General features: G+C 50.1%; 16 protein-coding genes, 2 tRNA genes and 3 rRNA genes. 15 read left to right on the forward strand and 6 right to left on the reverse strand.

Features of this window, described 5'->3' with window-relative positions; all coding sequences use genetic code 11:
• Window positions 1–77 precede the first annotated feature (77 nt).
• Together cueR and ACM67E_RS03435 are read right to left on the reverse strand one after the other, a co-directional pair.
• Window positions 78–467 carry a Cu(I)-responsive transcriptional regulator gene (cueR, locus tag ACM67E_RS03430; protein ID WP_416192223.1) on the reverse strand — a complete coding sequence of 130 codons (390 nt, stop codon included), beginning with the start codon at window positions 465–467 and terminating at the stop codon, window positions 78–80.
• Window positions 468–553: 86 nt separating this feature from the next.
• Window positions 554–1,165, reverse strand: coding sequence for a CNP1-like family protein (locus ACM67E_RS03435; RefSeq protein WP_416192730.1), 612 nt, complete (start codon window positions 1,163–1,165; stop codon window positions 554–556).
• 106 nt (window positions 1,166–1,271) lie between these two features.
• Here ACM67E_RS03435 and ACM67E_RS03440 point away from each other — a divergent pair, with 106 nt between their 5' ends.
• The 3 genes from ACM67E_RS03440 to pyrC all read left to right on the forward strand — a co-directional run bounded on the left by ACM67E_RS03440 (window position 1,272) and on the right by pyrC (window position 3,196).
• On the forward strand, window positions 1,272–1,496 hold the full coding sequence (locus ACM67E_RS03440; protein ID WP_416192731.1) for a sulfurtransferase TusA family protein: 225 nt from the start codon (window positions 1,272–1,274) through the stop codon (window positions 1,494–1,496).
• Between the two features lie 11 nt (window positions 1,497–1,507).
• Window positions 1,508–2,098: an NMCC_0638 family (lipo)protein gene (locus ACM67E_RS03445; RefSeq protein ID WP_416192224.1), complete on the forward strand. Its 591-nt coding sequence runs from the start codon at window positions 1,508–1,510 to the stop codon at window positions 2,096–2,098.
• A 63-nt stretch (window positions 2,099–2,161) separates the two neighbouring features.
• On the forward strand, window positions 2,162–3,196 hold the full coding sequence (gene pyrC / locus ACM67E_RS03450; protein WP_416192225.1) for a dihydroorotase: 1,035 nt from the start codon (window positions 2,162–2,164) through the stop codon (window positions 3,194–3,196).
• Between the two features lie 303 nt (window positions 3,197–3,499).
• Here pyrC and nusB read toward each other — a convergent pair whose 3' ends face one another.
• From nusB to ACM67E_RS03465, 3 genes are all read right to left on the reverse strand, one after another.
• On the reverse strand, window positions 3,500–3,925 hold the full coding sequence (nusB, locus tag ACM67E_RS03455) for a transcription antitermination factor NusB (RefSeq protein WP_416192226.1): 426 nt from the start codon (window positions 3,923–3,925) through the stop codon (window positions 3,500–3,502).
• Between the two features lie 278 nt (window positions 3,926–4,203).
• Window positions 4,204–4,692 (reverse strand): 6,7-dimethyl-8-ribityllumazine synthase, encoded by a 489-nt coding sequence (gene ribH / locus ACM67E_RS03460; protein WP_416192227.1) that lies wholly within the window; start codon window positions 4,690–4,692, stop codon window positions 4,204–4,206.
• A 64-nt stretch (window positions 4,693–4,756) separates the two neighbouring features.
• Window positions 4,757–5,080, reverse strand: a complete 324-nt coding sequence (locus ACM67E_RS03465) for a DUF2185 domain-containing protein (protein WP_416192228.1) — start codon at window positions 5,078–5,080, stop codon at window positions 4,757–4,759.
• 184 nt (window positions 5,081–5,264) lie between these two features.
• On the opposite strand from ACM67E_RS03465, the gene rnc reads away from it, so the two are divergent.
• The 6 genes from rnc (at window position 5,265) to ACM67E_RS03495 (ending at window position 12,055) form a co-directional block, all read left to right on the forward strand.
• On the forward strand, window positions 5,265–5,984 hold the full coding sequence (gene rnc, locus ACM67E_RS03470; protein ID WP_416192229.1) for a ribonuclease III: 720 nt from the start codon (window positions 5,265–5,267) through the stop codon (window positions 5,982–5,984).
• 112 nt (window positions 5,985–6,096) lie between these two features.
• Entirely contained in the window at window positions 6,097–6,702 is a 606-nt protein-coding gene (locus ACM67E_RS03475) for a DUF1349 domain-containing protein (RefSeq protein ID WP_416192230.1), read from the forward strand.
• A gap of 27 nt (window positions 6,703–6,729) precedes the next feature.
• The gene (gene era / locus ACM67E_RS03480; protein WP_416192231.1) at window positions 6,730–7,656 is read left to right on the forward strand and encodes a GTPase Era; all 927 of its coding nucleotides are present in this window, start codon (window positions 6,730–6,732) and stop codon (window positions 7,654–7,656) included.
• Window positions 7,657–7,775: 119 nt separating this feature from the next.
• Window positions 7,776–7,931 carry a hypothetical protein gene (locus ACM67E_RS03485; protein WP_416192232.1) on the forward strand — a complete coding sequence of 52 codons (156 nt, stop codon included), beginning with the start codon at window positions 7,776–7,778 and terminating at the stop codon, window positions 7,929–7,931.
• Between the two features lie 47 nt (window positions 7,932–7,978).
• Entirely contained in the window at window positions 7,979–9,382 is a 1,404-nt protein-coding gene (locus ACM67E_RS03490; protein ID WP_416192233.1) for a site-specific DNA-methyltransferase, read from the forward strand.
• 12 nt (window positions 9,383–9,394) lie between these two features.
• Complete coding sequence (locus tag ACM67E_RS03495; RefSeq protein ID WP_416192234.1) at window positions 9,395–12,055, forward strand: DEAD/DEAH box helicase; 2,661 nt, start codon at window positions 9,395–9,397, stop codon at window positions 12,053–12,055.
• 76 nt (window positions 12,056–12,131) lie between these two features.
• Here ACM67E_RS03495 and coaBC read toward each other — a convergent pair whose 3' ends face one another.
• Entirely contained in the window at window positions 12,132–13,316 is a 1,185-nt protein-coding gene (gene coaBC, locus ACM67E_RS03500) for a bifunctional phosphopantothenoylcysteine decarboxylase/phosphopantothenate--cysteine ligase CoaBC (RefSeq protein WP_416192235.1), read from the reverse strand.
• 412 nt (window positions 13,317–13,728) lie between these two features.
• On the opposite strand from coaBC, the gene ACM67E_RS03505 reads away from it, so the two are divergent.
• The 6 genes from ACM67E_RS03505 to rrf all read left to right on the forward strand — a co-directional run bounded on the left by ACM67E_RS03505 (window position 13,729) and on the right by rrf (window position 19,024).
• A 16S ribosomal RNA gene (locus ACM67E_RS03505) occupies window positions 13,729–15,269 on the forward strand.
• Between the two features lie 107 nt (window positions 15,270–15,376).
• Window positions 15,377–15,453 (forward strand) — tRNA-Ile (locus tag ACM67E_RS03510).
• Between the two features lie 11 nt (window positions 15,454–15,464).
• Window positions 15,465–15,540: transfer RNA gene (locus ACM67E_RS03515), tRNA-Ala, on the forward strand.
• A 124-nt stretch (window positions 15,541–15,664) separates the two neighbouring features.
• On the forward strand, window positions 15,665–15,868 hold the full coding sequence (locus tag ACM67E_RS03520) for a hypothetical protein (RefSeq protein WP_416191715.1): 204 nt from the start codon (window positions 15,665–15,667) through the stop codon (window positions 15,866–15,868).
• A gap of 34 nt (window positions 15,869–15,902) precedes the next feature.
• A 23S ribosomal RNA gene (locus ACM67E_RS03525) occupies window positions 15,903–18,790 on the forward strand.
• A 120-nt stretch (window positions 18,791–18,910) separates the two neighbouring features.
• Window positions 18,911–19,024, forward strand: a 5S ribosomal RNA gene (gene rrf, locus ACM67E_RS03530).
• Together the 16S, 23S and 5S rRNA genes with 2 tRNA genes alongside form the textbook arrangement of a ribosomal RNA operon.
• Window positions 19,025–19,054: the final 30 nt, after the last annotated feature.

A 19,054-nucleotide genomic window follows, 5' to 3' on the forward strand; every position in this document is an offset into this window, starting at 1 on the left:
AAAACCTGCCCGTTCGGGCAGGTTTTTTATTTTATCCGTATGAACGGAATACCGCAGGCCGTCTGAAAAACGATGGCTTAATGTTCCGAAAGCTGTTCGATAATCACACATTCAGGCTTGTCATTTCCCTGACAGCAGTCGTGCCAAGATTGCAGGGTGGCCGTCATGCTTTGCAGACGTGTGATTTTTTCCTGCAACACGGCGATGTGTTCGGCAACCAGTTGCTTGACTTCTGCGCTGGTACGCTGCGGATTGTTTTTCAGATTTAATAAAGTTTGGATTTGCGCCAATGAAAAATCCACATCCCGAGCGTGTCTGATAAACAGCAGTGTGTCCAAATCTTTTTCCTGATATTGGCGGTAGCCCGATTCGCTGCGTCCGGCGGGCGGAATCAGGCCGGTTTTTTCATAGTCGCGAATCATTTTGCTGCTCAAGCCGGAACGTTTGGCGATTTCGCTGATGTTCATCGTCGTGTCCAAGAATGTTTGAATCTGATAAGGCCGTCTGAAAAATAATGAATTGCGGACATTATTTTCAGACGGCCTTTTCTGTTTTATTTATTGCGGTTTACCATGCTCGGTTTGTGCCGTCCCGCACGCTGTTGCAGGCGTTCAATCAGGCCTTCAACGGATTTCGGCGTGCCGTCGACGCAAAACGCATTGTAAATCGTGCTGCGCAATTCGTCGTTGCGGCTCATCGCGCCGCCCATCGGTTTCCAGTCGGCATTGCGCGGTTTGATCCAGCGTTGGTTGACAGGATCGCCGTAGCCGAAAATTTTATAAGAAGAGCGTTTGTCGTCACCGTAATCAAAGCTGGAACGGGCGCAGAAAATGCCTTCGGCGGTCAGGTTGTCATGGCCTTGCGAAGACTGCGTGTTCAGAATATAGCGGATGCTGGTGTCGGGCGCAGGCATGATTTGCAGGCTGCTCAAGAGGATTTTCGGCCGTTTGGCATAGCTTTCGCTGACGTAAATATCAAACCAATCGCCGGATTTCGTGTCGGGCAGGGCGGGCAGGACGCTGTCGCTTTCCTTAAATTCCCGTGCGGCCTTTTCTCCGGCGCTTTCCTGATAGCGGCTGTTAACCAAAGTGTCTTTATCGCTGCGCGGTGCAGCAGAAGCAGAAGCGGCGGCCAAAGCCAAAACCAGTAAACCGATGCGGCGCATAACGCTCTCCATGATGAAAATATGTTCCATTTTAGGGTTTCAAAAGCGCAGCCGCAAGCAACTCGGGTATAATTAACCCAAGATTTAACCAGATTAAACGCAAACCATCATGACACAAACTTTAGACGTAACCGGTTTGAAATGCCCGCTGCCGATTTTGCGCGCCAAAAAAGCACTGGCGCAAATGCAGCAGGGTGAAGTGTTGACCGTTTTGGCTACCGACGGCGGCGCACCGGGCGATTTCGAAGCCTTTTGCCGACAAACCGGCCATGTTTTGTTGGAATCGACTGAAAACGAAGGCGTGTTTACCTTGGTGCTCAAACACAAATAGGCCGTCTGAAAATGCAGAAAACCTTATTGTACACAGCGGTGCTGATGCTGGCTGCTTGTGGCGGCGAAGATCTGTCGCCCGAGCAGAAAGAAGCGCGTGCGCAGGAAGCGGTGAAGCTTTTTGCCGAATCGTGCGTGGCGCACCGCGGCGAACCGGCTCAAGTGGCCGCGTGGGCAGGGACGCGGAATGCGCAGGCTTTGACTGCGGATGATGTCAAAAAACTGCCGTTCGGCATGATGGAACTCGATTGGAACGCGGTTTGGAGACTTGAGAAAAACCAAGCCGCCTATTATCTCAGCCTTGCGCCGGAAAGTTGCAGCGTCAAAACCGAAAAAGCCGATGAAAACACGGTGCGCAGGCAATTCATGCAGCTGGTCGGGCAGGTGCCGCAAGGCATGAATCAGGAATTGCGTTCCGACAAATCAACCCAAACGCCGTTTCCGTTCCGCCAGCTTTCCTATGCGTGGCGGGCGCAAGGCAGCCCTGAGGAGTGGGTGCTGACCGCGAATACCTCGCCGTCCGACCAGCTGCCCGCGCAAGCCGCGCTGTATTTTACCCATCAGGTTTACCATTCCAAACCCGTGTTTAACCAAACGAATTAATTTTTTCAGACGGCCCCGGAGGTTGTGAGGCCGTCTGAAAACCATATCCCAAAGGAAGACACCATGCAAACCCTGACCATCATCCGCCCCGACGACATGCACCTGCACCTGCGCGACGGCGACGCGCTCAAAGCCGTCGCCCCTTACACCGCCCGCCAAATGGGGCGCGCCGTGATTATGCCCAACCTCAAGCCGCCCGTCGTTAGCGTAGCCGACGCGCTGGCCTACAAGCAGCGCATTCTCGCGGCCTTGCCCGAGGGCAGCACGTTCGAGCCTTTGATGACGCTGTACCTGACCGACAAAACCACGCCCGAACTCGTGCGCGAAGCCAAAGCCGCCGGTATCGTTGCCTTTAAACTTTATCCGGCAGGCGCGACCACCAATTCCGATTCGGGCGTTACCGATTTGTTCAAACTCATTCCCGTGTTGCAGGAAATTGCCGCGCAGGACATGCGTTTCTTGGTGCACGGCGAAGTAACCGACGCTGACATCGACATTTTTGACCGCGAAGCCGCCTTTATCGAGCGCGTGATGAAGCCCGTGTTGCAGCAGGTTCCCGATTTGAAAGTCGTGTTCGAACACATCACCACCGCCGAAGCCGCCAAGCTAGTGTGCGAAGCGGGTGACAACGTGGCCGCCAGCGTGACGTCGCAGCATTTGCTGCTCAACCGCAACGATTTGTTGGTCGGCGGTGTGCGTCCACACCACTTCTGCCTGCCGGTTTTGAAACGGGAAACCCACCGTCAGGCTTTGGTTGCCGCCGTGACCGGCGAAAAATCGCACAAATTCTTTTTGGGCACAGATTCCGCGCCGCACGCCCAATCCGCCAAAGAAAACGCCTGCGGCTGCGCCGGTATGTTCAGCGCAATGACCGCGGTTGAGCTTTACGCCGAAGTGTTCGAGCAGGCGGGCGCACTCGACAAACTCGAAGCCTTTTCCTCGAAAAACGGCGCGCATTTCTACGGCTTGCCGGAAAATGCGGATACCGTGACGCTGGTGAAACGGGCGCAAACCGTTCCCGAAAGCGTACCGTATGGCAGTGAAGTTTTGGTTCCGATGCGTGCAGGCCAAACCGTGGCTTGGTCGGTCGAATATTGATGACTCGGTTGCGTTGGGAAATAAAGAGGCCGAGACCTTTGCAAAACTTGGTTCGAACCCGAAAACCTATACCCGTCATTCCCGCGCAGGCGGGAATCCAGGATTTTAAACTAATGTAATTTCTAAATATTTCTGAAACCTGCAAGTCTGGATTCCCGCCTGCGCGGGAATGACGGATTAGAGGTTTTTGAATACTTTCGGTTTTGCAAAGGTCTCAGCCTGCCGATAAACGCAATATCCGATACTACTAAAACAAAAATGCCGTCTGAAAACTTTTCAGACGGCATTTTTACAGGAGAAAAATCAACCGCGTTTCGGATCGTTCGGGCGCAGTTGGGCGGCCAGTTTGTCGAGAATGCCGTTGACAAATTTGTGGCCGTCGGTACCGCCGAAGGTTTTGGTCACTTCGATTGCTTCGTTGATGATGACCGGATACGGGGTTTCCGGCATGGCGGAAAGTTCGTGGCAGGCCATCAGCAGTACGGCGCGTTCGATGGGGCTGAGGTCTTTTTCGTCGCGGTCGAGCAGCGGGCGGATGTGCGCCATGTATTCGGCGGCGTTGTTTTTGGAGCCGAAAAACAATTTGGTGAACAGTTCTTGGTCGGCCTTTTCAAACTCGGGCATGTCTTGGATATTTTGGGCGACTTCGGGCGCGGCAGTCCGGTTGATTTCGGATTGGTAGAGAGCCTGCACGGCAAGCTCGCGGGCGCGGCGGCGTGGTGTTTTCATGGAAATATCCTTTATGAAAGGTTTCAGACGGCCGGATGTTTGCAGAGGCCGTCTGAAAAATATCGGAGTCGGGAAACTGAAAAGCGGATGTCCTTTATGTGTTGCATGAATCCGCTGTGTGCTGCCTGCGCAGGCAGGGAGGTTGTCGCTTGCGCGGCTAGCTTATGGCGGTATCGGCGGATTCGGTTTGAATCGGAGGCATCAACGCCAAATCGGAACTCAGCTTTGTTTTTCAGACGGCCTCAAATCTGTCGGGCCGTCTGAAAAAATAACCGGCATTATTCGTCGTCGTCTTCTTCATCGTCGAATTGGTCGGCCAGCAAACGGTTGACCAAGTTGGCCATTTCTACGGCGACTTTGGCCGCGTCGGACGCTTTTTCTTCAATGCGGGCAACGGCTTGTTCGTCGTTTTCGGTGGTAAGGATCGCGTTGGCAATCGGGATGTTGTAGTCCAGACCCACGCGCGTTACGCCTGCGCCGGATTCGTTGGACACCAGTTCGAAATGGTAGGTTTCGCCGCGAATCACCACGCCGATGGCAATCAGCGCGTCGAATTGTTCGGAAGAGGCCAGATTCATCAGGGCAATCGGCACTTCCAGCGCACCGGGTACAGTGGCGACGGTAATGTTGTCGTCGGCTACGCCCAGTTCCTTCAGCGTGCGGCAGCAGACCTTCAGCATTTCGCCGCCGATTTCGTTGGTAAAGCGCGCCTGTACGATACCGATGCGCAGTTGTTTGCCGTCTAAAACGGGTTCGATGATGTTCATAGTTAAATCCTTAATCATAAAGTGGTTTCAGACGGCCTGATAGACAATGAAGCCGTCTGAAAAATTAATCTCGGGGCTGCCAGTCTGCCACCGCCTGAAATCCGCCGTCTTCGTCCAATTCCCACGCGCTGCCCTCGGGTCGGGTGAGCAGGGCGGTGATGTCGGGGTTGTTTTTGGTGATGTCCGATATGCTGCACACGGTGAAATTGTCGGGATTATCGGTGTATTCGTCGCTTTCTTCGCCGGTAAAGAAACGCCAGCCGCTGTCGTGTTCGAACACGGGGGCTTCGCGGTATAGGAAGCCGACCGGCCTGCCTTCGTCGGTTACCGTTTTGGTGGCGATGCAGCGGTCGAGTGCGGTTTGCAGGGCTTGGGCAAAAATATTCATGATGGTTTCGAACAGATGATACGGGCGTGATTTTACACGATTCGGCCGTTTTCCGCACTTGCTATCCGCCGTGAAAGAGGGCGTTTGATGGTACAATACGCCGTCTGAAAAACCATCAGCCTTAAAGTGTCTGCATATTTTGACAAGTATGGAAACGCATTCGGGCTGAACGACAGGAACCTCCATGAAACCCGATTTGTTGAAACAGCAAGCCCACCGTGCCATCCAAAAGCATTTGGGCTACGAATTCCGCAATGCCGGATTATTGCAGCAAGCCCTGACCCACCGCAGCTTCAACGCGAAACACAACGAGCGTTTCGAGTTTGTCGGCGATGCGGTGTTGAACTATACCGTCGCCAAAATGTTGTTTGACGCATTCCCCAAACTGACCGAGGGCGAGCTGTCGCGGCTGCGCGCCAATTTGGTCAACGAGGGCGTATTGGCCGAAATCGCGCTGGAAATGAACGTCGGCGACGGCCTGTATTTGGGCGCGGGCGAACTCAAAAGCGGCGGTTTCAGACGGCCTTCGATTCTGGCCGATGCGATGGAAGCCCTGTTTGCCGCCGTGAGCTTCGATGCCGATTTTGGCGCCGCTGAAAAAGTCGTGCGCCGCCTGTTTGCCGAACGCGTGAAACACGTCGATTTCAAAAACCAGGGCAAAGACAACAAAACTGCATTGCAGGAAGCCCTGCAAGCCCGCCGTCTGGCCTTGCCGAAATACCGGATTGACGAGCAGACCGGCAGCGGTTCGGAGACGAGGTTCGTTATTTCCTGTGACCTGGGCGAACTCGGTTTCATTACCCGCGCCGGGGGCGCAAGCCGCAAGGCCGCCGAGCAGGAAACCGCCGCCGAAGCCTTGAAATGGCTGGAGCAGCAGTTTCCGATGAAAAAGCCCAAGAAATAAACAAAACCTTTAAGCCTGAAGCCGCGTATGAGATTTTCAGACGGCATCTGGCGAAACTTAAACCTATGGATTTTACGTTTCAAAACATCGGCTTCATGTCGGGAAGAATCATATGACACTCAATCTGCATGATTTTCATTGGACGCGGACGCCGAAAGATTTCCATATCGGCGAAAACCGTATCGAAATCACGACCGAACCGCATACCGATTTGTGGCAGCGCACTTACTACCGTTTCCGGAACGATAATGCGCCTGTGCTGCAAATGACGACCGATGAACGCTATTTCAGTTTTACCGTGAAAACGGAATTTCACGGAAGTCATCAGCGGTTCGATCAATGCGGCATTGCGGTTTATCTGGACAGCGAAAATTGGCTGAAAGCCTCCGTCGAATACGAAAACGAACGGATTCAGCATTTGGGCAGTGTGGTTACGAACCACGGTTATTCCGATTGGGCGACGACCGAAATCGCTGCCGGAATCAAAACCATGTGGTACCGCCTGAGCAGGCGCGAAGACGATTATTGCATCGAATGCTCGTTTGACGGCTCGGATTTCCGGCAAATGCGGGTGTGCCATTTATGGAAAGGTGCGGAGCGCATCCGTTTCGGCGTATATGCCTGCTCACCCGAAGATTCGTCGTTTAAAGCCGTCTTTACCGAGATGGCTTTGACCGAGTGCCAATGGCAGGCACACAACGGCCAACAGCCCGATTAAGAAAACCCAATCCAGCAGAAAGCAAAAATGGACATCGAAACTTTTTTAAACAACGAAACCCGATCCGCCGACGGCTACCGCTGCGGCTTCGTTGCCATCGTCGGCCGTCCGAATGTCGGTAAATCCACGCTGATGAACCACTTAATCGGCCAAAAAATCAGCATTACCAGCAAAAAAGCCCAAACCACGCGCAACCGCGTAACCGGCATCTACACCGACGACACCGCGCAGTTCGTGTTCGTCGATACCCCGGGTTTTCAGGTCAACCACCGTAACGCGCTCAACGACCGCCTGAACCAAAACGTCACCGAAGCCTTGAGCGGCGTCGATGCCGTCGTCTTCGTCGTCGAAGCCATGCGCTTTACCGACGCCGACCGCATAGTGATGAAACAGCTCCCGAAACACACGCCCGTATTATTGGTTGTCAACAAAATCGACAAAGACAAAGCCAAAGACAAATACGCGCTCGAAGCGTTTGTGAACGAAGTCAAAACCGAATTCGAATTTGCCGGACACGAAGTCGTCAGCGCAAAACACGGCCTGCGCATCGCCAATCTCTTGGAAACGCTCAAGCCCTATCTGCCCGAGAGCATTCCCATGTACCCCGAAGACATGGTTACCGACAAATCCGGCCGCTTCTTGGCCATGGAAATCGTGCGCGAAAAACTGTTCCGCTATCTGGGCGAAGAGCTGCCGTATGCCATGAACGTCGAAGTCGAGCAGTTTGAAGAAACCGACGGCCTCTACCGCATCTACATCGCCGTATTGGTCGACAAAGAAAGCCAAAAAGCCATCCTCATCGGTAAAGGCGGCGAACGCCTGAAAAAAATCTCCACCGAAGCGCGTTTGGATATGGAAAAACTCTTCGATACCAAAGTGTTTTTAAAAGTGTGGGTAAAAGTCAAATCCGGTTGGGCGGACGACATTCGGTTCCTGCGCGAACTGGGGTTGTAAATAATGGATGCTGTCTGAAAACAAAATTTTTGTTATGCAGAAACTTTATTTTCAGACGGCATCATCAATTACAGTATAGATATTCCGTGTTTTAAAACAGAAAAATAAAGGGGGCTTTTATGCCGATTTTAAATTGGTCAAACAAAGAACAAGCGGTACGCGCGGCGCGAAAAAGTGCGTATCGCTTACTGGTTGAAAATAAAGAATATTCTTATGGCTCAGCCAGCCAGCCAGCCAGCCAGCCAGCCAGCCAGCCAATTATACTGAAAATTTAATTAAAAATCAACTGATTACAGATAATCTTATTATTCAGGGCGACAATTTGGACGCGCTGAAATCTCTGCTGCCGTTTTACGCAGGTAGCGTCAAATGTATTTTCATAGACCCACCGTATAACACGGGTTCGGCGTTTTCGCATTACGATGATAATTTGGAACACAGCTTGTGGCTGAACATGATGTATCCGCGCTTGGAATTGTTGCGTGAACTGTTGGCGGAAGATGGCAGCATTTGGATTACGCTGGACGACAACGAAAGCCATTATTGCAAAATCATGTGTGATGAAATTTTTGGGCGGAATAATTTTATTAATAATGTGATTTGGGAAAAGAAGTATGCACCACAAAATGATGCGAAATGGTTAAGCGACAATCACGACCATATTTTGTGTTATGCGAAAAACAAAGAGAAATGGCGACCAAACTTATTACTGCGTTCTGATGAAATGAATGCACGTTACAAAAATCCTGATAATGACCCGCGTGGAAGTTGGAAAGCAGGGGATTTATCAGTTAAAACATACAATGCAAATACAGATTATCCCATTACTGTTCCAAGTGGAAGAATTGTTAATCCGCCTACTGGATATTGTTGGCGTGTTTCCAAAGAAAAATTTGACGAAATGGTTGCAGATAATCGCATTTGGTTTGGAAAAGATGGAAATAATGTGCCTGCCATTAAACGATTTCTGTCCGATGTCAAAGATGGCGTTACCTCATTAACCATTTGGAAATACACTGAAGTCGGACACAATCAACAAGCCAAACAAGAAGTTAAACTATTTAATTCTGAAGATGTTTTTGATACCCCAAAACCCGAAGCCTTATTACAGAAAATTTTAACGCTTGCCACCAATCAAGGCGATTTGGTTTTAGACAGCTTTCTCGGTAGCGGCACAACCGTAGCCGTTGCTCACAAAATGAACCGCCGCTACATCGGCATTGAAATCGGCGAACACGCCAAAACCCATGTAGTGCCGCGTTTGCGCCAAGTGATTGACGGCGAACAAGGCGGCGTTTCAGGCAGCCTGAATTGGCAAGGCGGTGGCGCGTTTCGTTTTTGCGAATTGGGCGTATCGGTGTTTGATGAATATGGTTCGCTCAATCCTGAAATTAAATTTGCGGATTTGGCGGCGTATATTTGGTTTTTGCAAACGAAAACGCCGTTTGTTTTTTCAGACGGCATCAAACCCCATACACCGTTGATTGGGGTGCATGAAAATACGGTTTATTATTTGTTATACAACGGTATTTTGGGCGATAAAAAACCGCAAAACGGCAATGTTTTAACACGCAAAATTTTAGCGGAATTGCCCGATTTGGCGGATTTTGTGGCGCAGGGCAAAACGATTGTGATGTATGGCGAGGCGTGTCGTTTGGGCGATGAGGCGTTGCGGCAAAATCGTATGGTGTTTAAACAAATTCCGTATCACGTTACCGATAAATAATAGGGAAAAATCATGCAATTAAAACAATATCAACAAGATGCGTTAAACCAATTATCCCAATTTTTGCAATTAAGCCGCGATATGCCGTCTGAAAAGGCATTCGAGCAAATGGTGCCTGATGTGCGCTATAAAAATCCTGACAATCAATGGTCTATCCCCTATGTTTGCGTGCGTATTCCGACTGGTGGCGGTAAAACGCTGTTGGCAGCGCATTCGATGGCGCATGCGGCAAAGGATTATTTGGATTGCGAACGCCCTGTGGTGTTGTGGCTGGTGCCGAGCAAAACGATTAAGGCGCAAACGGTGGAAGCGTTGAACAATCGTCATCATGCGTATCGGGCAGCATTGGATACGGCGTTTAACCGCGAGGTTTTGGTGTTGGATGCAGAACAATTTACGCAAATCAAGCCGCAAGATTGGGGCAGCAAAACGATTGTGATTGTGTCCACGATTCAGAATTTCCGTGTTGATGATACTGCCGGACGCAAAATTTACGCGCATCATGAATTGCTTGAACCACATTTTGCAAGGCTGCCTGAAAACGCCAACTTGGAAAAAATCAGCGCAAACGATGTGCAGGAAAACGGTTTATCAGCGCAAGCGGTGGGTAAAGTGAAATGTTCGTTTGCCAATTTGTTGGCGGCGTATCGTCCGCTTGTGATTGTGGACGAGGCGCACAATGCGCGTACGGCTTTGACGTTTGAAACGCTGCGGCGTGTGAAGCCATCGGCGATTGTGGAATTTACAGCCACACCAAACGAAGACAAACATCACGGCAGCAATATTATTTTTCACGTGGGCGCAGCGGCGTTGAAAGCGGAACAGATGATTAAACTGCCGATTTATGTGCAAGACCACAGTAAACACAGTTGGGAAGAAATTGTGGATGCGGCGGTGGTACAACGCGCGGATTTGGCCGCCAAAGCGCAGCACGAACCTGATTATATCCGCCCGATTGTGCTGTTTCAGGCGGAAAATAAAAACGGCGAAGTTACAGTAGAAAAATTGCGCGACTATCTTTCAGGCAGTCTGAATATTGCGCCTGAAAAAATTGCAGTGGTAACGGGGACGCAGCGCGAGTTGGACGGCATTGATGTGTCGTCGCCTACTTGTCCGATTGAGTTTGTGATTACGGTGGAAGCCTTGAAAGAAGGCTGGGATTGTCCATTTGCCTATGTGTTTTGTTCGTTACAAAACGTGAATTCTGCCAAAGATGCGGAACAATTATTGGGGCGCGTGCTGCGTATGCCGTATGCCCAACAGCGTACGGTGGAAGATTTGAATTGGGCGTATGCGCATTTGTTGTCGCCACAATTTGGGCAGGCAGCCGCCAGTTTGACCGATAAATTGGTCAATATGGGTTTTAATCATTTGGATATTGCCAAAATTTTACGCAATGATTTGTCTGAACAAGATGATTTGTTTGACAAAAATGAATTGCCCACCATTCAACGCCAAACCGCCAGCGTGTTTGAATTGAGTAGCGTGCCTGATGTTGCCACGCTGCCTGAAAGCCAACGCGCACAAATTAAATTGACCACACAAGACAATCATCAAGCGATTGTGCAGATTTCAGGCAGGATTGCGCCTGAAACAGAAAAATGGCTGTTGGCGCATTCGCCCAGCGGTAAAAAACGAGAAGCATTGAAAACGCAAATTTCTGTGCATAATCAAAAAATTGAGCTAGCAAAATCGCCATCTGAACGCGGTGAAACGTTTCCAAAATTGCCGCAAATGTGTGTGGTGCATCAAGGCGAATTGGAATTGTTTGAGCCAAAACGATTGCTGGATTTGTTGGCTTGGAACATTAACGATTATCCTGCCGAAGTGGATTTTCAGGCAGCTAATAACGGAGTGCAATTCAGTATTGATGTTGATGATTCTGAAGAAATGTTTTATCGCACGGCAGCGCATACGGTGCAAGTGCAAGATAGTTTCTTGAATTATTCGCCAAATGATTTGGTGAATTGGTTGGATAGGCAAATTGAACATGATGATACGCCGCGAAGTCAAATGCTGCCGTTTTTGCACCGTGTGGTGGATAATTTGTTGGCGAAAAATCTGATGCTGTCGGATTTGCTGCAACATAAATTTGCTTTGGCGCGCGCGATTGACGGCTTAATGAATCGTTATCGTGAACAGGCAATGGTAAAAGGCTATCAAGCGACTTTGTTTGATGATAAGGCAGAAATGCAAGTGTGTTTGGATAGCCAATTTTGCTATGAATTTACGCCTGAACAGTATGTTCCGCAGCCACCGTTTTATTCGGGAAAATATCGTTTTGGCAAACATTTTTTTGTGGAAATTGAAAATTTAAAAGCCAGTGGCGAAGAGTTTAATTGTGCCCAAATCATTGATACGCTGCCTGAAATAAAACATTGGATTCGCAATCCTGATTTGGGTAAACGTGGTTTTTGGCTGCCGTTGTCGGGTGTACGCAATAACCGTTTTTTCCCTGATTTTGTCTGTGAATTGCACGATGGGCGTTTGCTGGTGTTGGAATACAAAGGCGAAGCGTATAAAAGTAATGACGATAGCAAGGAAAAATGCGCGATTGGCGATTATTGGGCAAGCATGAGCGGCGGCAAATGCTTATTTGCGATGATTGTGAAACAAGATGAGCAGGGGCGCGGTATGCGCGAGCAGATTTTGGCTGCGATTATGAATTCGTGAGATACACTTTGTGGAAACATAAAATGCCGTCTGAAAATGAAACATTCCATTTTCAGACGGCATTGGTGCTTTTAAATCACTTAATCAGTTCAGTCAGCCGCTTCACAATCGCTTCCGCAGCCTGCTGCTTGCTGCTTTCAGGAAACGAAGTTTCCTGCTCATTATCGATAATCGTAATCTGGTTGGTGGCTTTGCTCATCGCTCGTGAAACTTGGTTGGCGACAATCATCGGAATGTTTTTGCGCAGGCGTTTGGCGCGCGCATATTCCAAGACATTTTCGCTTTCGGCGGCAAAGCCCACGCAAAACGGCGGATTGGGCAATGCGGCAATGGAAGCAAGAATATCGGGATTTTCGGCAAGTTCGATTATGGGCGCTTTACCGCTGCCGTCTTTTTTCAGCTTCTGTTCGCTGACATTGCGGATTTTGTAGTCGGCAACGGCGGCAACGGAAATAAAGGCATCTTGTTCTTCAATATGCCGGTGTACGGCGCGATACATGGCTTCCGCGCTGATTGCTTGCTCTATATGATGCAGTCCGGCAGGTAAGGCCGTCTGAATCTGTCCGTAAACCAAAGTTACGTCGGCTCCGGCGGCACGGCAGGCTCGGGCAAGCGCGATGCCCATTTGTCCGCTGGAAATATTGGTAATGCCGCGGACAGGGTCGATGGCTTCGAAAGTTGCGCCGGCGGTAATCAGGATTTTTTTGCCGGCCAGGGTTTTCGGTGTCCATAAATCAGGAATCAGGTCGGCAAGTTCGACGGCTTCCGGCATACGGCCGACACCGACCTCACCGCAAGCCTGTTCGCCGTTGTTGGGCTGGAATACGGTGATGCCGTCTGAAACAAGCTGGCGGATATTGCGCCGGTTGGCCGGATTGAGCCACATTTCTACATTCATCGCAGGCGCGACGGCAAGCGGGCATTTTCGTGCGGCCGCCAAATTGGTCAGTAGATTGTCTGCAATACCGTTGGCGATTTTGGCCAAAGTATTGGCAGTAGCAGGTGCGATAAGAAAAATATCGGCATTACGCGTCAAATTAATGTGCGCCATACCGTTGCCACCGGATTCGCCATCATGGGTATCGGTAAGAACGGGATTACCGCTCAAAGCCTGAAAAGTCAGCGGGGAAACGAATTCGGTTGCCGCGCGACTCATGGCAACGGTAACTTCATGTCCCTGCTTTTTCAAAAGACGAACCAGTTCGCATGATTTATAAGCCGCAATGCCGCCACTGATGCCTAAAAGAATGTGTTTGCTCATGTGATTTATGTCGTGGTTTTAAGTATCGGTTATGCAGCACTATATCACGAAGATTAATGTTGAGACCGTCTAAAGTTTTCCTTCAGGCGGTTTTAATTTACCGGTTTGTGCGGCTGGGGAGTTTTTGCAGGATTCGGGTTGTGGTTTGTGATAAATAATATTGTTGTAAAACAGTGTTTTGCTGTTTTTCTGTTAAAAAAGTCGGTTTGATGGGTTGACGGTTGTAAGGGGAGAGGGGTATAGTTCGGTTTCTTCGCTGCTGACGCAGCAGGAAACGCTCTTTAACAAACAGATTACCGATAAGTGTGAGTGCGGTAAGCCTCACACTGCGACAAAAACAGACAAGATGTAGATGATATCTATTCTTTGTCGGTTTCTTTGAAGCAGACCAGAAGTTAAAAAGTTAGAGATTGAACATAAGAGTTTGATCCTGGCTCAGATTGAACGCTGGCGGCATGCTTTACACATGCAAGTCGAACGGCAGCACGGAAGAGCTTGCTCTTTTGGTGGCGAGTGGCGAACGGGTGAGTAACATATCGGAACGTACCGGATAGTGGGGGATAACTAATCGAAAGATTAGCTAATACCGCATATACTCTGAGGAGGAAAGCAGGGGACCTTCGGGCCTTGCGCTATCTGAGCGGCCGATATCTGATTAGCTGGTTGGTGGGGTAAAGGCCTACCAAGGCGACGATCAGTAGCGGGTCTGAGAGGATGATCCGCCACACTGGGACTGAGACACGGCCCAGACTCCTACGGGAGGCAGCAGTGGGGAATTTTGGACAATGGGGGGAACCCTGATCCAGCCATGCCGCGTGTCTGAAGAAGGCCTTCGGGTTGTAAAGGACTTTTGTCAGGGAAGAAAAGGCATTTGCTAATATCGAATGCTGATGACGGTACCTGAAGAATAAGCACCGGCTAACTACGTGCCAGCAGCCGCGGTAATACGTAGGGTGCGAGCGTTAATCGGAATTACTGGGCGTAAAGCGAGCGCAGACGGTTACTTAAGCAAGATGTGAAATCCCCGGGCTTAACCTGGGAACTGCGTTTTGAACTGGGTAGCTAGAGTATGTCAGAGGGGGGTAGAATTCCACGTGTAGCAGTGAAATGCGTAGAGATGTGGAGGAATACCGATGGCGAAGGCAGCCCCCTGGGATAATACTGACGTTCATGCTCGAAAGCGTGGGTAGCAAACAGGATTAGATACCCTGGTAGTCCACGCCCTAAACGATGTCAATTAGCTGTTGGGCAACTTGATTGCTTAGTAGCGTAGCTAACGCGTGAAATTGACCGCCTGGGGAGTACGGTCGCAAGATTAAAACTCAAAGGAATTGACGGGGACCCGCACAAGCGGTGGATGATGTGGATTAATTCGATGCAACGCGAAGAACCTTACCTGGTCTTGACATGTACGGAATTCTCCAGAGACGGAGGAGTGCCTTCGGGAGCCGTAACACAGGTGCTGCATGGCTGTCGTCAGCTCGTGTCGTGAGATGTTGGGTTAAGTCCCGCAACGAGCGCAACCCTTGTCATTAGTTGCCATCATTAAGTTGGGCACTTTAATGAGACTGCCGGTGACAAGCCGGAGGAAGGTGGGGATGACGTCAAGTCCTCATGGCCCTTATGACCAGGGCTTCACACGTCATACAATGGTCGGTACAGAGGGTAGCCAAGCCGCGAGGCGGAGCCAATCTCACAAAACCGATCGTAGTCCGGATTGCACTCTGCAACTCGAGTGCATGAAGTCGGAATCGCTAGTAATCGCAGGTCAGCATACTGCGGTGAATACGTTCCCGGGTCTTGTACACACCGCCCGTCACACCATGGGAGTGGGGGATACCAGAAGTAGGTAGGATAACCGTAAGGAGTCCGCTTACCACGGTATGCTTCATGACTGGGGTGAAGTCGTAACAAGGTAGCCGTAGGGGAACCTGCGGCTGGATCACCTCCTTTCTAGAGAAAAGAAGAGGTTTGTCGCATTCACACTTATCGGTAAACTGTAGAAGATGCAAAGATATGAAGGAGAAGAGGTATATCAAATTCTCCGACATAACGACCTTGGGTTTGTAGCTCAGCTGGTTAGAGCACACGCTTGATAAGCGTGGGGTCGGAGGTTCAAGTCCTCCCAGACCCACCACAACTCATACTGGGGGCATAGCTCAGTTGGTAGAGCACCTGCTTTGCAAGCAGGGGGTCATCGGTTCGATCCCGTTTGCCTCCACCAAAATACTTTACAAATCAAAGTAAGCTGCTATAGAATGCGCAGCTCATTTTAATTTGCGAAGTAGCCAAAACGAAACGCATCGATCTTTAACAAATTGGAAAGCCGAAATCAACAAACAAAGACAATGTTGATTGAATCTGAATTTGGTGCATTGCAATGTGTCGAATTTGAAAACGGTTTAGGCCGTCTGAAAAAGATTCAGTCACAGTATTTGGGTGATGATTGTATCAAGATATTTTCTGAAAGACAAAAGGCAGAGAATATCACACAACAAGCAGTAAGCTTTATCAAAGTAGGAATATCTAGCCGACTTACTAGTCAACGGTAAGGAAGCCAAGTCAAAGAGGTTCTTGAAATGATAGAGTCAAGTGAATAAGTGCATCAGGTGGATGCCTTGGCGATGATAGGCGACGAAGGACGTGTAAGCCTGCGAAAAGCATCGGGGAGCTGGCAATAAAGCTTTGATCCGGTGATGTCCGAATGGGGAAACCCACTGCATTCAGTGCAGTATCCCAAACTGAATCCATAGGTTTGGAGAAGCAAACCCGGAGAACTGAACCATCTAAGTACCCGGAGGAAAAGAAATCAACCGAGATTCCGCAAGTAGTGGCGAGCGAACGCGGAGGAGCCTGTATATAATAGCCGTTGAGATAGAAGAACGACCTGGGAAGGTTGACCATAGTGGGTGATAGTCCCGTATTCGAAATTTCATCGGTGGTACTAAGTATACGACAAGTAGGGCGGGACACGTGAAATCCTGTCTGAATATGGGGGGACCATCCTCCAAGGCTAAATACTCATCATCGACCGATAGTGAACCAGTACCGTGAGGGAAAGGCGAAAAGAACCCCGGGAGGGGAGTGAAACAGAACCTGAAACCTGATGCATACAAACAGTGGGAGCGGACATGTTCCGTGACTGCGTACCTTTTGTATAATGGGTCAACGACTTACGTTCAGTAGCGAGCTTAACCGGATAGGGGAGGCGTAGGGAAACCGAGTCTTAATAGGGCGAAGAGTTGCTGGGCGTAGACCCGAAACCGAGTGATCTATCCATGGCCAGGTTGAAGGTGCCGTAACAGGTACTGGAGGACCGAACCCACGCATGTTGCAAAATGCGGGGATGAGCTGTGGATAGGGGTGAAAGGCTAAACAAACTCGGAGATAGCTGGTTCTCCCCGAAAACTATTTAGGTAGTGCCTCGAGTATGAGACTGATGGGGGTAAAGCACTGTTATGGCTAGGGGGTTATTGCAACTTACCAACCCATGGCAAACTAAGAATACCATCAAGTTGCTCCTCGGGAGACAGACAGCGGGTGCTAACGTCCGTTGTCAAGAGGGAAACAACCCAGACCGCCAGCTAAGGTCCCAAATGACAGATTAAGTGGTAAACGAAGTGGGAAGGCCCAGACAGCCAGGATGTTGGCTTAGAAGCAGCCATCATTTAAAGAAAGCGTAATAGCTCACTGGTCGAGTCGTCCTGCGCGGAAGATGTAACGGGGCTCAAATCTGTAACCGAAGCTGCGGATGCCGCAAGGCATGGTAGGGGAGCGTTCTGTAGGCCGAAGAAGGTGCATTGAGAAGTGTGCTGGAGGTATCAGAAGTGCGAATGTTGACATGAGTAGCGATAAAGCGGGTGAAAAGCCCGCTCGCCGAAAGCCCAAGGTTTCCTACGCAACGTTCATCGGCGTAGGGTGAGTCGGCCCCTAAGGCGAGGCAGAAATGCGTAGTCGATGGGAAACGGGTTAATATTCCCGTACTTTGATTCAATGCGATGTGGGGACGGAGAAGGTTAGGTTAGCAAACTGTTGGAATAGTTTGTTTAAGCCGGTAGGTGGAGGACTTAGGCAAATCCGGGTCTTCTTAACACCGAGAAGTGACGACGAGTGTCTACGGACACGAAGTAACCGATACCACGCTTCCAGGAAAAGCCACTAAGCTTCAGTTGAATCAGAACCGTACCGCAAACCGACACAGGTGGGCAGGATGAGAATTCTAAGGCGCTTGAGAGAACTCGGGAGAAGGAACTCGGCAAATTGATACCGTAACTTCGGGAGAAGGTATGCCCTTCGATGTTAAGCCTTTACGGTGTAAGCATTGGAGGGTCGCAGAGAATCGGTGGCTGCGACTGTTTATTAAAAACACAGCACTCTGCTAACACGAAAGTGGACGTATAGGGTGTGACGCCTGCCCGGTGCTGGAAGGTTAATTGAAGATGTGAGAGCATCGGATCGAAGCCCCAGTAAACGGCGGCCGTAACTATAACGGTCCTAAGGTAGCGAAATTCCTTGTCGGGTAAGTTCCGACCCGCACGAATGGCGTAACGATGGCCACACTGTCTCCTCCCGAGACTCAGCGAAGTTGAAGTGGTTGTGAAGATGCAATCTACCCGCTGCTAGACGGAAAGACCCCGTGAACCTTTACTGTAGCTTTGCATTGGACTTTGAAGTCACTTGTGTAGGATAGGTGGGAGGCTTAGAAGCAGAAACGCTAGTTTCTGTGGAGCCGTCCTTGAAATACCACCCTGGTGACTTTGAGGTTCTAACCCAGACCCGTAATCCGGGTCGGGGACCGTGCATGGTAGGCAGTTTGACTGGGGCGGTCTCCTCCCAAAGAGTAACGGAGGAGTTCGAAGGTTACCTAGGTCCGGTCGGAAATCGGACTGATAGTGCAATGGCAAAAGGTAGCTTAACTGCGAGACCGACAAGTCGAGCAGGTGCGAAAGCAGGACATAGTGATCCGGTGGTTCTGTATGGAAGGGCCATCGCTCAACGGATAAAAGGTACTCCGGGGATAACAGGCTGATTCCGCCCAAGAGTTCATATCGACGGCGGAGTTTGGCACCTCGATGTCGGCTCATCACATCCTGGGGCTGTAGTCGGTCCCAAGGGTATGGCTGTTCGCCATTTAAAGTGGTACGTGAGCTGGGTTTAAAACGTCGTGAGACAGTTTGGTCCCTATCTGCAGTGGGCGTTGGAAGTTTGACGGGGGCTGCTCCTAGTACGAGAGGACCGGAGTGGACGAACCTCTGGTGTACCGGTTGTGACGCCAGTCGCATTGCCGGGTAGCTAAGTTCGGAAGAGATAAGCGCTGAAAGCATCTAAGCGCGAAACTCGCCTGAAGATGAGACTTCCCTTGCGGTTTAACCGCACTAAAGAGTCGTTCGAGACCAGGACGTTGATAGGTCGGGTGTGGAAGCGCGGTAACGCGTGCAGCTAACCGATACTAATTGCTCGTGAGGCTTGACTCTATCATTTGAAGAATTTCAAAGATAAAAGCTTACTGATGATACATTCATTACCGAAAAGTTGATAAAGAATAAATAAGTGCAGTAGACTGCATAACGGCTGACCGATTTGTACAGTTTAAGTTTGGCGGCCATAGCGAGTTGGTCCCACGCCTTCCCATCCCGAACAGGACCGTGAAACGACTCAGCGCCGATGATAGTGTGGTTCTTCCATGCGAAAGTAGGTCACTGCCAAACACCCATTAAGAAAGCCCCTGACAGAATTCA

Source organism: Neisseria sp. CCUG12390, from assembly GCF_047837985.1.
Classification (GTDB): Bacteria; Pseudomonadota; Gammaproteobacteria; order Burkholderiales; family Neisseriaceae; genus Neisseria.

What these genes read in the sequence shown, in the direction of transcription:
- pyrC (WP_416192225.1), top strand. Translation starts at nt 2,162, where the DNA reads ATGCAAACCCTGACCATCATCCGCCCCGACGACATGCACCTGCACCTG.
- ACM67E_RS03435 (WP_416192730.1), bottom strand. Translation starts at nt 1,165, where the DNA reads ATGCGCCGCATCGGTTTACTGGTTTTGGCTTTGGCCGCCGCTTCTGCT.
- cueR (WP_416192223.1), bottom strand. Translation starts at nt 467, where the DNA reads ATGAACATCAGCGAAATCGCCAAACGTTCCGGCTTGAGCAGCAAAATG.
- ACM67E_RS03520 (WP_416191715.1), top strand. Translation starts at nt 15,665, where the DNA reads ATGTTGATTGAATCTGAATTTGGTGCATTGCAATGTGTCGAATTTGAA.
- era (WP_416192231.1), top strand. Translation starts at nt 6,730, where the DNA reads ATGGACATCGAAACTTTTTTAAACAACGAAACCCGATCCGCCGACGGC.
- ACM67E_RS03495 (WP_416192234.1), top strand. Translation starts at nt 9,395, where the DNA reads ATGCAATTAAAACAATATCAACAAGATGCGTTAAACCAATTATCCCAA.
- ACM67E_RS03445 (WP_416192224.1), top strand. Translation starts at nt 1,508, where the DNA reads ATGCAGAAAACCTTATTGTACACAGCGGTGCTGATGCTGGCTGCTTGT.
- rnc (WP_416192229.1), top strand. Translation starts at nt 5,265, where the DNA reads ATGAAACCCGATTTGTTGAAACAGCAAGCCCACCGTGCCATCCAAAAG.
- ribH (WP_416192227.1), bottom strand. Translation starts at nt 4,692, where the DNA reads ATGAACATCATCGAACCCGTTTTAGACGGCAAACAACTGCGCATCGGT.
- ACM67E_RS03465 (WP_416192228.1), bottom strand. Translation starts at nt 5,080, where the DNA reads ATGAATATTTTTGCCCAAGCCCTGCAAACCGCACTCGACCGCTGCATC.
- coaBC (WP_416192235.1), bottom strand. Translation starts at nt 13,316, where the DNA reads ATGAGCAAACACATTCTTTTAGGCATCAGTGGCGGCATTGCGGCTTAT.
- ACM67E_RS03475 (WP_416192230.1), top strand. Translation starts at nt 6,097, where the DNA reads ATGACACTCAATCTGCATGATTTTCATTGGACGCGGACGCCGAAAGAT.
- ACM67E_RS03485 (WP_416192232.1), top strand. Translation starts at nt 7,776, where the DNA reads ATGCCGATTTTAAATTGGTCAAACAAAGAACAAGCGGTACGCGCGGCG.
- nusB (WP_416192226.1), bottom strand. Translation starts at nt 3,925, where the DNA reads ATGAAAACACCACGCCGCCGCGCCCGCGAGCTTGCCGTGCAGGCTCTC.